The sequence below is a fragment of the Vibrio penaeicida genome (assembly GCF_030689305.1).
Lineage (GTDB): Bacteria > Pseudomonadota > Gammaproteobacteria > Enterobacterales > Vibrionaceae > Vibrio > Vibrio penaeicida_B.
The window spans coordinates 294,470-307,261 of sequence record NZ_JAUYVM010000001.1 but is presented as its reverse complement, the minus strand read 5'-3'; the positions used below and the strand labels follow the sequence as shown (position 1 = coordinate 307,261).

The following is a 12,792-nucleotide window of genomic DNA, read 5'->3' as shown; positions in this document are numbered from 1 at the left end:
ATTTTCCTATGTTCAGTAACTCTAAGCGACTTGTATCGCTTATGTTACTGGCAAGTGCGGCGAATGGAACGTTCGCCGCACCAGCTCCAGTAACTGATCTCAATAGCACCACTACCGCCACTTCCAACCCGTCCTCTACGAGGGTATCGTCTGTTAACGAGACGGATGTGCAGCGTCTTGAGCGCTTATTACAAAATCGCGCTAAAATCCAAATTCAAATGCAGCAGCAAATTGATGACTTAAGCTCAGACGTAGGCGAGTTGCGTGGAATTGTTGAACGTAATTCTTACGAAATGAAGCAGATGTTAGAAAGGCAACGAGAGTTATTCGTTGAACTGGACAACATGAGGCAGCAATTACAACAGGCGCCCGTTGTTGCGGCTGAGACTGGCTCTGAAACTTCTGGAACGTTCAGCACAAACAAAGACGAGCAAACCGCCTATCAGGATGCCGTTGATTTGATTTTGAAACAGCGTGATTACGCTGGTGCAATCACCGCTTTTAAGCAGTTTCAAAAAGATTTCCCAGATTCTAAATTTGCCTCAAATACTCATTACTGGTTAGGTCAGCTTTATTTTGCGAAAAAGCAAGATGTTGACGCAGCAAAAAGTTTTGCTTCAGTTGTGGCGTACAAAGAGTCAAATAAGCGTGCCGATGCTTTACTCAAGCTTGGAGACATTGCCAAGCGAAATAAAAATTCGGATGCAGCAATAAAATATTACCAGCAAGTTATCAGCGAATACCCTCAAAGTGCGTCAGCTGATATGGCAAAAAAACAGATGCAATAAACAGATATCAGGGTCACTTAGTGGCCCTGACTTATTTCCAACCTCTCGATTTTCTTTAGACTCAACACTCTTCTTCCAATCAAAATGAAATAACTAATTCATCACTTGCCTATCTAGGCTCTGGAAGCTTGCAGCCGTTTGGGTATACAATACCCGGATTACTTGGAAGTTGCGTAGAGCAAGAGCAATGAGCCACATTTTAGACACAATTGAGACCGTATACCCTTTTCCTCCAAAGCCCGTTCCTCTAACAGAAGATCAAAAGCAGCAACACATAACAAATATCAAAAAGTTGCTGAAGGAAAAAGACGCGGTATTGATTGCACATTACTATACTGACCCAGAAATTCAGGCGTTAGCAGAAGCCACTGGCGGCTTCGTTGGCGATTCTTTGGAAATGGCGAAGTTTGGTAATCGACACCCCGCAAGTACATTGATCATTGGCGGCGTGCGCTTTATGGGGGAGTCAGCAAAAATCCTGACACCAGAAAAGCGCATTCTTATGCCAAATCTAGAAGCAGAATGCTCGCTTGATCTTGGTTGTCCTGCCGATAAATTCACAGAATTCTGCGATGCCCACCCTGATCATACCGTTGTGGTTTATGCCAACACCTCTGCTGCCGTAAAAGCACGCGCAGATTGGGTAGTGACCTCAAGCATCGCGCTAGAAATTGTCGAGCACTTAGATGCAGAAGATAAACCCATTATATGGGGGCCCGATCGTCACTTGGGTTCTTATATTTCAAACAAAACAGGTGCAGACATGTTGCTTTGGCAAGGTGAGTGCATCGTACATGATGAATTCTCTGCTGATGCATTGAAAAAGATGAAGAATCTCTACCCAAATGCCGCTATTTTGGTTCATCCAGAATCGCCGGCAAGCGTTGTAGAGTTAGCCGATTCAGTGGGTTCAACTAGCCAATTGATCAAGTCAGCTAAAGAGTTACCGCATCAACAAATGATTGTTGCTACAGACAAAGGTATCTTCTTTAAAATGCAGCAATTGGTGCCTGAAAAAGAGCTTATCGAAGCGCCAACTGCCGGTGCTGGTGCAACTTGTCGTAGCTGTGCTCACTGCCCGTGGATGGCAATGAATGGTCTGTCTGCGATTGAGAGTGCGTTAACAGATGGTGGTAAAGAGCACGAAATCTTTGTTGATGAAGACGTTCGAGTTAAGTCTCTTATCCCATTAAACCGTATGTTAGATTTCGCAGAGCAACTCAATATGCAGGTAAAAGGTAATGCATAAGTCTAAATAGCTTAAGTCTAAATAACTTGAGTCTAAAAGAGCTTAAGGCTATAGAGCCTAGGTCAACAGCTCTTTATAAGCACTGATAAAAACGAAAAATGCCGCGATACACGTGGCATTTTTAGTTCTAGCAAGGTTTGTTTAAAAGCTATTTGTTTCAGAGCTATTTGCTCAAGATCTGTTTACTCAAAAACTGTGGATTCTAGAACTTGGATTTCAAAGGCAATAGCTAATCCGTTACTGCGCTTCTGCTAGTGCCACACCACGCTGAGTTAAGCCACAAAGCATGACGGGAATAGCATTGAAAATCTCTTCAAACTGTTCTAACCCCTCGATCCCTTGCTGAGCGAGCGTCGATACTGCCGTTTCCGGGTCATAAAGCATGCTCATAGATAAAATAACACCACCTAGAAGTGCATTATCTTCACTGTCTTCTGGCATTAGTGTTTCCCAATCATCTCGGGATACTCCCCAGCCTTGAAGCAGCCCTTCAGTGAAGTTTCGTGCTTCTTCATTGACGATTTCTTCGTCATCTAAGGCACAGTTTTCAGGCCACTGCCAAGTCCCTTCAAGCAGTTTTGGTCTTGCATCATTCCAAATCGCAATAACTTGATCTGCAAAGAATTCTAAGTGTTCTGATGTTGAGAAGGGGGCGACTTCTTCACCACCCCAAAGAAACGCAAGCCATTCAGCTGGGTCAATAATATTTGGAGCAGCTGCCATTGAGGTAACAAACCCACGGATTTGGTATTCATTTAAAATTTTGCCTTCCATTTCTGGTAAAGCAAGCAATTCTGTTAAAGTCAAAATACGTTCCCTTCTTGAGTGATTGAGGTAGTGTATCAAGCTCACACGACTGGAAAAAGACTTGATGAATACCATACTAAGATATAGGTTTTTTAATATGTGTACTGTTGGCTAATAATATGGCGATCCAATCTTCACTTAAAAAGAAAAGTATCATCGCTTTGGGGTTATACCTTTGTTTCTTTATCGCAACCGTAGGTAGCGTAACCTATTTGGTAGTAGAGCACCCAATCAAAAGTAAACTTCAAAAGAATTTAGATTTAAGAACTGAGCTTCTTGCCACCAGTTTGGATGAATCATTAAACGGCTCCCTTGGCTTGTTGCACAGCATTGCCGCTGTAGGTGAAGCTTCGGAGCAATATGATAGTTTGAAGTCTCTATTGCCTTTCATGATTGCCCAAAGTACCAACATGATTGTGAGTGGTGGTACATGGCCCGAGCCTTATTCAATAGATAAAGACATCCGCCTAAAGAGCCTTTTCTACAATAAGAATTCAGAGGGTGGAGTTGACCTTATCCATTCATGGAATAATCCAGAATCAGGGGGATACAACATAGAGCCTTGGTACACCTCTGCCATAAACATCAAGAAACAAGAGGTGTCTTGGTCAGATGTCTATATCGATCCCTACACCCATGTTCAAATGATTACTGCTTCAACACCCTACTTTAAAAATGGGGTAGTGAAAGGTGTCGCGACCATCGATATCTCTTTGTCGGAACTTATTAAGTACGTTCAAAACCACGCCAACCAATACGATCTTGGTGTTCTGATTAAAGACAAAGCGGGTAATGCCATTACAGAACACAACTTCTCACTCACTAAAGATATCTATATTTCTAGAATGGCGTTTGGTAAATACAACTGGGAAATAGAAGTTGTTAATTCCAAAAGACTAGTAGGAGAAGAAACGTTCGAGTTGGTGATGAGTTTAGAATTCGTCATCGCGCCGTTTCTACTGCTTTGCGTCATGATCGGCTACTACTTGATCAATCGCTACTTGATACGTCCGATAGTCGTGATTGCAGACAAGGTGTCGGATAAAAATACCCACGGCATCATTGATATGACTTACAACAGCAATGATGAAATCAAACACCTCATCGATAGTTTTAACCACAAGACAGTTTTCCTAAGAGAGGAAACCGTGAAAGCGAAAGCATCGACGAAAGCGAAATCTGCCTTCCTTGCAACGCTATCACATGAAATTCGAACACCTATGAATGGTGTGTTAGGTACGGCACAAATATTAGCTAAAACAGAGCTAACAGAACACCAAAGTAAACTGCTCCATAGCCTTTATGATTCTGGCGAGCACATGATGACGCTTCTCAACGAAATTTTGGACTTCTCTAAAATAGAGCAAGGGAAGTTAGAGCTCGATCCTTCTCCTTTTCCACTGGCTAGCATTATCGGCAGCATTAATAGCGTGTACTTTACGTTAGCGACCGAGAAAGGGCTCAATTTTAAAGTGTATAGTGAAGTCCCATCAGAGCGCTGGTACAACGCCGATAAGGCACGAATTCGGCAGATACTTTTTAACTTGCTGAACAACGCCATTAAGTTCACTTCTCGTGGTTTTATCGAAGTCTATTTAAACGAATACGAGCGAGCAGGAAAAGTCTACTTATCCATACAGGTACGCGATACTGGAATTGGCATCTCCAAATCGGCACAAGAAAAAATATTCAAACCATTTGAGCAAGCGGAGTCTACCACCACACGACGATTCGGAGGGACAGGGTTGGGCTTAGCGATAACTCAAAAAATCGTACAAGGCATGGGAGGAGACATAAACGTAAAAAGCGAAGAAGGCATCGGTTCTAGCTTTTTCCTAACTTTGCAAACAGACGTATGCTTACCTGAAAGCACACAAGACGTCGTTCATCAAAAATTTGACTGCAATGGTTTATCCGCTCTAATAGTGGAAGACAATCGAACGAACACCATGATTATGGATGCGTTTTTGCGCAGTAAGGGGTTTGAAACCACCAGTGTTGTCGACGGTGCGAAAGCGGTTGAAATACTCACACAGAAAACCTTTGATCTTGTCTTAATGGACAACCACATGCCCGTTATGGACGGTATTGAAGCGACGGAACGGATCCGTAATTTAAATCACCAATCATCGAAGGGGCTGATTCTGGGTTGCACCGCAGATGTATTCAAAGAGACTCGAGAAAAAATGCTGAGTGCAGGGGCGGATCACATTCTCGCCAAACCGATTGATGAAAGGGAATTAGACGATGTTTTGATCAAGTTCTCTGAACGTTTAAATCAGCTAAAGAGAGACGCATCAGAATTCAATACTCCCAATCCGACAGAAGTATCGAGTAAAAACAATGAACAGAGGTTAATTGATTTGTACGTCTGTTTAGACAATCAAGACTATGAACAAGCAAATCAGATTCTAGAGTGCATCATAAGCCAAGACAGCATGAGGTTTAACCATGATGAACTCAGCGCGATAGACAAAATTGTGACCGCGCTTCGTGAAAACACGACCCCATCAGAAGAAGACATTAACGTACTTACGTTAAGCCTCGCGGACTGATTTCGTAAGTTAATTACATAAAATCCCAAGAAAGCACTGGAGGGTTAACTCTCAGTGCTTTTATATACTCATATACCACTCGTAAAAAGACCTTTCAGACGAATTAGTCAAACTCACTATTATTTCGTAGAAAATCAGTTGTAAATTTACAACAAAATGTAAAATACGGAATATAAATCCATTAAAAAAGTGATTAAATAGCGAATAAATCTAGTGTTTAATGTTTTATCTAGATTTACCTGTTGCTTAACAATTCTTTAACTAGTTTTATATTCTTTGTGAGGAAGGAAATGAGTTCTAAAGCCCCTTTTTGTATTCGCCACGCAGCAGCGGATACATTTGCTATGGTGGTATTCAGCTTTGTTGTCGGAATGCTGATAGAGATTTTTGTATCAGGTATGTCCTTTGAACAGTCATTGCAGTCGAGAACTCTATCTATACCCGTGAACATCGCCATTGCATGGCCTTATGGGGTATTCCGAGATTGGGTTCTTAACCAAGGCGGAAGAATCCACGGTGGCGAACTGACAAAGCGTATTTCCGACGTTATTGCTTATGTATTGTTTCAATCACCTGTTTATGCCGCGATTCTATTGTTTGTAGGCGCGTCTTCTGATCAGATTGTGACAGCCGTTGCGAGTAACGCAGTTGTTTCATGTGGTTTAGGTGTACTTTACGGATATTTCCTAGATAACTGTCGAAAATTATTCCGTGTTCCAGCTTATATTCAACAGGTCTAAAGCTAACCAATCTGTTGGTAAAGTGAGTGTTTTAGCTAAAATCTGAGCGAACAGACATGAAATGATATTTTTTTTCAGATAATCACTTGACCGACAAACACATAAACATTAAATTAGCGCCCCGTTGAGACGCAAAGTTCAACAACAATTCGGTGAGTTGTCCGAGTGGCTGAAGGAGCACGCCTGGAAAGTGTGTATACGGCAACGTATCGAGAGTTCGAATCTCTCACTCACCGCCACATTCGAAGCCCCAGCAGAAATGCTGGGGCTTTTTTGTTTTAGGTAAGTTTTGAGCCCTTTTGTGTTGTGAAATCAAAGCTGTACCTATGCTCTAGGGGGTTATTGTCGCAGATGCCGATTAGCCTTGAACGAAGTGGTAAACCTACTGATTTAATATCTACTCTGTAACCACATACTGGGCATTTCGCTTTATAGACCTTGATCGTCAAACGTTTAAAGCGACCTTCTTTTCTGCCTGGGGCTTTTAGTTCGTATTGAAGCACTGCTGATTTTAGGCTTAAGGGAAGCATGATGTCAGGAAGGGTCGTTATGTTATTGTTGAGTGCGTCTATTAGATACCGAAAAAACAATAGAAATACGGTGACGTACATCATTGTGAAACTAAAAAGTGTTCCGAGGAAATTTGGTGTTGTTAGCTGCGCAAGTGTGAGGAAGAAAGATACCGAGCACAATACGACCATTAACACCGGGCTAGCGGTAAAAAAGATTATCTTCCAGCGATGTCTATCCATATCAACATTGTGTAACCAACGAGTCCAAACAGGGAGTTTAGGTACAGACTCTAGATGATAATCGATTACGTCAGAATTCGTGAGCTTCTCAGTAGTTGCTTTGTAGCCGATATCATGGGGTTGGTTGGGCTCAATTTTCTTCGTGCATAATCGATAAATTGATTGTTTCCCTTGCCCGCCAGAATTGGATTCCTTATGTATTACAGGAATAATATCCACACCAAGATCACTAGCGACACGTTCCAAGGAAGGATAAAGATCGTCCAATCGTTGAATGAGGATTTTAAATTCTGAAGTTAATCGCGAACTACTGAAAATGGAAAGCTTCTTGTTCGAGACATAAGCCGTTTTTTCGGCGAGTTCACGGGAGGTGACATAACACTCTTCAGTTTTCCCTGCTTCTAGGGAAGGGCTTTCTCTCACTAAAAGAACGATGGCGTGGAAAACGTTCCAAAACATGTGATTTTTATCTTGATGGGTATATTCTTCCCAAAACTTTTCTGTTACCGCTATCGCCGCCTTTAATTCATCAACACTGCTCTTCATTACCAAGTCTCATATGCATTCGTGAACCTAATATTACCTAGTATTGAAAGTTAATACTCTGTTTCAACTCATTTTTTTAGATAAAGATGTTTCCGTTCTAGAGGGAGTTCCCCTTATTAACCCAAGAAAATAGAAACGAAAGTTGGAGACAAATATGAGTCATTTAGAGAAAAGCATCTGTGCATACGGCCTACTTAACGAACAGCTGGTACATATTGATCAAGTAGAAAGTGGGTTAGCCTGTGGCTGCTCATGTATTGGCTGCGGCGATAAACTGGTGGCAAAAAAAGGAGATGTGAAGTTACACCATTTTGCTCACCATACGATGGACAATAGCGAATGTGGGGAGAGTACCTTACACAAACTCTGTAAGCGCATTGTCGAAAAAGAACAGCGTATTCTACTACCCCAAATGATGGTGTCTTGTCGCCAGTTTGATCTCGCAGGTATCGAACATTCTAGGGATAAAACATTGGACCCAGAAATGTTGATGTTGCCTGATGTGTTACTGGAACAAACGGAGGGCGACTTTATTCCCGACATTACAGGGGTAACTGACAACCAGCAAAAATTATTTATCGAAATCGTAGTGACTAATGATGTGTCTGAAGAAAAGCTAGAGAAGGTCAAACGTATAGGTGTTCCAATGATGGCCATTTATGTGTCTGATCTAGACTTGATGGCTCACCTAGATGAACTGACACTGAGCGTGATTGAACAAGCTCCAAGAAAATGGATCTATCACCCGCTAATGGAACAGATAGAGGAAAGGGTGAGTAACGAACTCAACTTTGAAGTTGCATTAATTAACGAACATATGAGACTTGCGGTGTTAGAGGAAAATGGGGTTGGGACTCAAAACGCCACAATTGCCCTAAAACAGAACCAAATGCTCTTACTTGGCTACAACTCCGCTCACGGGTACTCGCGTAAAAAGGCGAGAAACTTTGACTTTTCAATGCTCCATGTGACAACCTCAATTCGTTCAAATTCTACGGCAAATTATACAGTGCGAGCGAATGGTGGTTATGAGGTGAAAAGCATCTGTTTTGATGAAGCATTGTTGCCACAACTTGCAGAGATGAATTTCCCTTGTATTGTAGAGCTTGGCGTGAAAGCTGTTTTCATCTCAGGGCGGCCGTCCACGGTTGTCGACTCTATAGCAACAGCCTAATTTGAAAATGAAACTAGATCTTAACTGACTCTAAAGCGGACACTTCTTGGTCATAGTTGTATTAAATGAGACAACAGTATGAGTAGACAAGATGGTACTGGCGGGGCAGGTAATATCTTTGTGCTCAGCACATTTGAAAACGTTTTTTGTGTTGTTTCCAAAGAAAAAAGAGTAGGGCTTGAAATGTCCTACTCCTTTTAATTTCAACCAAGAAACAATATTACAAAAGCTAAAGCAGAGGGGAAATGAAGTCGGCACTTTTATCCTGGGGCGGCTTTAGGCACATTGATAATTGGGTTGGTAGGTAAATCTAAATAAATGTTGCAAATATCAAGATAACTAATTGTATCTTAATGTATATTACAACCATAAAACATAGTAGTGGTTAGGGTATATCGTGCTTCCAAGTTATCAAGATTTAATGAAACCAGTGTTAGATGCTGCAATGAATGAAGAAGTTAAGCTCAGCAACGTTGTAGGCTTGCTAGCGGAGCAATTCAATCTGTCAGAAGATGAGAGAACAGAGCTTCTTCCCAGCGGGCGACAAGCCGCTTTCACTAACCGAGTTGGGTGGGCTAAAACCTATCTAGCGAAAGCGGGGCTTTTGGATTCTACAAGGCGTGGTCATTTCTTGATAACGGATTTGGGGAAAGAAGCTCTAAACAGTGGCGAAGAGATCAATAACCAATACCTAAAACGTTTTGATGACTTCAATGCGTTCACTAAGCAAAAAAACGGTGATTCAGACAAAGTTGAAGAGGCAACGGTGTCTGACAATGATGCGACACCAGATGAAGTACTAAGAGCTGCTTACAAACAGATTAACGATGCGTTAGCCTCAGACATCTTATCTCGAACACGTAAAGTGTCTCCAGCCTTCTTTGAGCGACTGTTGATCGACCTGCTACTAGCAATGGGCTATGGCGGGAGCGATGAGGGTATGGCTCATACGCTAGGAAAGAGCGGCGATAACGGTGTCGATGGCGTGATTAATCAAGACCCACTTGGTGTTGACCAGGTTTACATCCAGGCCAAGCGTTATGTCGATGGAAACAACGTTGGCGCTGGTGAAATCAGAGACTTTTTTGGTGCGCTTAACCTGAAGAAAGCACAAAAAGGCATTTTCATTACCACTTCTGATTTCACTGCTTCTGCTAAGCAAACAGCATAAGACTTAGGCACTCGCATTGTTTTAATCAATGGAAAAGAGCTTGCTAAGCTTATGTTACGTTATAATGTCGGCTGTCGTGAAGAGCAGGTCTTACACCTGAATAAAATAGACGAAGATTTTTTCGAGAATTAGGAACTAGGCATTACATGAGCGAAGATCAAAAAAAACAACTAGAACAACAACTATGGAATATAGCCAACGAACTACGTGGCAAAATGAATGCTGACGAGTTCCGTGATTACTGCTTAGGATTTATCTTCTTTAAATACCTTTCTGAACGCCTGTATAATTTTGCAAATGAAATTCTTGTTGAAGATGGAATCGACTTTGTCGACATCGATGAAGAGAGCGAAGAAGGTCAAGATATGCTAAATGCTCTCTCTGAAGAGGCAATAGAGAACCTAGGCTATTTTTTAAAACCGTCTGAACTATTTAGCAGTATTGCCAGACGTGGCGCACATAAAGCTGACAAACAAGAGCAAGACAAAGCAGAACTAAGTGGTGACCGCGATAACGATATTGTGGTTGATAACTTTATCCTTGGTGATTTAGATAAAGTTCTCGCCAGTATTGAACGCTCCACCATGGGCAAAGAGAGCGAAGATGACTTTGACCACCTGTTTGAAGACCTTGATTTAAGCTCCACCAAGTTAGGGCGAACAGAAAAGGCAAAAAATGCCCTGATTGCCAAAATATTGGTGCACCTAGCCAGTATTGATTTTCGCTTGGAGGATAGTGAAAGTGATGTACTGGGCGATGCCTACGAATACTTGATTGGTCAGTTTGCCAGTGGCGCAGGAAAGAAAGCCGGAGAGTTTTATACCCCTCAATCAGTCTCTACCATACTGGCTAAGATTGTTACCAATGGCAAATCTCGTTTGAAGTCGGTGTACGATCCGACTTGTGGATCCGGCTCACTATTGTTGCGAGTAGCAAAGGAGGTAGATCATGTGGGGGACTTTTACGGTCAGGAGATGAACCGTACCACCTTTAACCTTGCGCGAATGAATATGATTCTACACGGAGTACACTACCGTAACTTCGACCTAAAGCAGGAAGATACCTTAGAAAGCCCACAACATAGTGATAAGCGCTTTGAAGCTGTAGTAGCCAATCCACCATTTTCCGCAAAATGGAGCGCTCATAAGCTATTTGAATCTGATGATCGATTTGCTCAATACGGTAAATTAGCCCCGGCTTCAAAGGCAGATTTCGCTTTTGTCCAGCATATGCTTTATCAGCTGGATGATAACGGCACTATGGCGGTGGTTTTGCCCCATGGCGTGTTGTTTCGTGGTGCAGCAGAAGGGCATATTCGCCGTTATATTATAGAAGACCAAAATTGGTTAGATGCGGTGATTGGCCTACCTGCCAACATCTTCTACGGCACCAGTATTCCAACTTGTATCTTGGTATTAAAAAAATGCCGAGAAAATCCTAACGATGTGCTGTTTATCGATGCCAGTGGTAGTGACTATTTTGCTAAGGGAAAAAATCAAAATACATTGCGTCCACAAGACATAAAAAAAATTGTTGATACTTACCGAAATCGTACTGCGGAAGAGAAATACAGTCATAAAGCACTTATTAGCGAAATTAAAGATAATGACTTTAATCTTAATATTCCCCGCTATGTGGATACCTTTGAAGAAGAGGAAGAGATTGATCTGAATGAAGTAACTAAGAAAATCAAACAGATTGATAAGGATATGCTGGATATTGATAAAGCCATTCAGGGCTTCTGTAATGAGCTGGGTATAGAGGCACCGCTATAATGGAACAGAATAAGAAAATGGTGCCGGAGTTAAGGTTTCCGGAGTTTGGTTTTTTGTGGAAAGAAGATCGCATAGGTGAACGTACCGTTTGGAAATCAGGTGGAACACCTTCCAAAGAAATTGGGGAATATTGGAAAGGTACAATTCCTTGGATAAGTGCCTCCTCTATGCATGTTGATAACTTGTGTTTCTCTGAGCTTAATATTACAGAAAGTGCAGCAATTAAAGGTTCAAGAATTGCGAAAGAAAATAGTCTTTTAATCTTGGTTCGTGGCAGCATGCTGTATAACCGTATCCCTGTAGGTATTGTCACTAAACGTTTAGCTTTTAACCAAGATGTGAAATCAGTTTATGCAGATAACTCATTGAATTACAGATTTCTTTTTTATTGGTTTAAATATTCTGAGCATAAGTTATTGTCAATGGTAGTTGGGACAGGTATTGGGGCTGGTAAGCTAGAAATAGATGATCTGAAGTCATTGACTATTAGTTTTCCTGATTCATTAGAACAACAAAAAATAGCTGCTTTTCTTACTAGCGTTGATCAGAAAATTGAAAAGCTCACAGAAAAACGCGATCTATTGCAACAGTATAAAAAAGGACTTATGCAGAAGTTGTTTTCTCAGCAGCTCAGGTTTAAGCAGGATGATAGTAGTGATTTTCCTGACTGGGAAGAAAAACCATTAAGTGAATTAGCGGAACGTTGCACAAAGAAAAATGATGATGACTCTATTAAGCGAGTTTTAACAAACTCAGCTGTACATGGTATTTTAGACCAACAAGAATATTTTGAAAAAGACATTGCGAATGCAAATAACTTAGCTGGCTATTATGTGGTTGAAGAAGATGATTATGTTTATAACCCAAGGATATCTGTGTATGCTCCAGTTGGACCTATAAATAAAAACAAGGTTGGTATTGGGTTAATGTCTCCACTTTATTCAATCTTTAGATTTAAAGACACTAGCACTGATTTCTATGAATACTTTTTTCAATCAACTGAATGGCATAGATATATGTCTACTGTCGCCAATTATGGGGCGAGACATGATCGTATGAATATTAGCACAGCCGATTTTATGGGTATACCTCTTCCACTCCCTAGTGTTGAAGAACAGAAAAAAATCACCAATGCGTTACAAGTTATAAGTGATAAGGTTTTAGCAGTGCAAGATCACTTAGAGCAGGTTACAAATGTAAAGAAAGCTTTGCTTCAAAAAATGTTTGTGTAGTCG

At 41.3% G+C, this 12,792-nt stretch carries 10 protein-coding genes, 1 tRNA gene and 1 pseudogene; 10 read left to right on the top strand and 2 right to left on the bottom strand.

Translation table 11 applies throughout. The features are described 5' to 3' along the window. Positions 1-8 precede the first annotated feature (8 nt). The gene (gene ybgF / locus Q8W40_RS01300; protein ID WP_305395550.1) at positions 9-788 is read left to right on the top strand and encodes a tol-pal system protein YbgF; all 780 of its coding nucleotides are present in this window, start codon (positions 9-11) and stop codon (positions 786-788) included. Positions 789-975: 187 nt separating this feature from the next. Continuing rightward, positions 976-2,037 (top strand): quinolinate synthase NadA, encoded by a 1,062-nt coding sequence (gene nadA, locus Q8W40_RS01295; protein ID WP_305395549.1) that lies wholly within the window; start codon positions 976-978, stop codon positions 2,035-2,037. A 237-nt stretch (positions 2,038-2,274) separates the two neighbouring features. On the opposite strand, the gene Q8W40_RS01290 is transcribed toward nadA, so the two are convergent. After that, complete coding sequence (locus tag Q8W40_RS01290) at positions 2,275-2,844, bottom strand: UPF0149 family protein (RefSeq protein WP_305395548.1); 570 nt, start codon at positions 2,842-2,844, stop codon at positions 2,275-2,277. A 119-nt stretch (positions 2,845-2,963) separates the two neighbouring features. Here Q8W40_RS01290 and Q8W40_RS01285 point away from each other — a divergent pair, with 119 nt between their 5' ends. From Q8W40_RS01285 to Q8W40_RS01275, 3 genes are all read left to right on the top strand, one after another. Continuing rightward, complete coding sequence (locus Q8W40_RS01285) at positions 2,964-5,399, top strand: hybrid sensor histidine kinase/response regulator (RefSeq protein ID WP_305395547.1); 2,436 nt, start codon at positions 2,964-2,966, stop codon at positions 5,397-5,399. 290 nt (positions 5,400-5,689) lie between these two features. Beyond that, the gene (locus tag Q8W40_RS01280) at positions 5,690-6,139 is read left to right on the top strand and encodes an L-alanine exporter AlaE (protein WP_305395546.1); all 450 of its coding nucleotides are present in this window, start codon (positions 5,690-5,692) and stop codon (positions 6,137-6,139) included. Between the two features lie 151 nt (positions 6,140-6,290). Further along, positions 6,291-6,378 (top strand) — tRNA-Ser (locus tag Q8W40_RS01275). A gap of 39 nt (positions 6,379-6,417) precedes the next feature. Here the strand turns inward: Q8W40_RS01275 and Q8W40_RS01270 are convergent. Further along, positions 6,418-7,437: a hypothetical protein gene (locus Q8W40_RS01270; RefSeq protein WP_305395545.1), complete on the bottom strand. Its 1,020-nt coding sequence runs from the start codon at positions 7,435-7,437 to the stop codon at positions 6,418-6,420. Between the two features lie 154 nt (positions 7,438-7,591). On the opposite strand from Q8W40_RS01270, the gene Q8W40_RS01265 reads away from it, so the two are divergent. The 5 genes and pseudogenes from Q8W40_RS01265 to Q8W40_RS01245 all read left to right on the top strand — a co-directional run bounded on the left by Q8W40_RS01265 (position 7,592) and on the right by Q8W40_RS01245 (position 12,789). Further along, entirely contained in the window at positions 7,592-8,611 is a 1,020-nt protein-coding gene (locus tag Q8W40_RS01265) for a hypothetical protein (protein ID WP_305395544.1), read from the top strand. Positions 8,612-8,689: 78 nt separating this feature from the next. Next, on the top strand, positions 8,690-8,812 hold the full coding sequence (locus tag Q8W40_RS01260; RefSeq protein ID WP_305395543.1) for a hypothetical protein: 123 nt from the start codon (positions 8,690-8,692) through the stop codon (positions 8,810-8,812). A 196-nt stretch (positions 8,813-9,008) separates the two neighbouring features. After that, positions 9,009-9,914 (top strand): annotated as a pseudogene (locus Q8W40_RS01255) (restriction endonuclease). 14 nt (positions 9,915-9,928) lie between these two features. Then, positions 9,929-11,557 carry a type I restriction-modification system subunit M gene (locus Q8W40_RS01250; RefSeq protein WP_305395542.1) on the top strand — a complete coding sequence of 543 codons (1,629 nt, stop codon included), beginning with the start codon at positions 9,929-9,931 and terminating at the stop codon, positions 11,555-11,557. Then, positions 11,557-12,789, top strand: a complete 1,233-nt coding sequence (locus Q8W40_RS01245; RefSeq protein WP_305395541.1) for a restriction endonuclease subunit S — start codon at positions 11,557-11,559, stop codon at positions 12,787-12,789. Before Q8W40_RS01250 ends, Q8W40_RS01245 begins: the two co-directional genes overlap by 1 nt. The last annotated feature ends 3 nt before the right edge of the window (positions 12,790-12,792 follow it).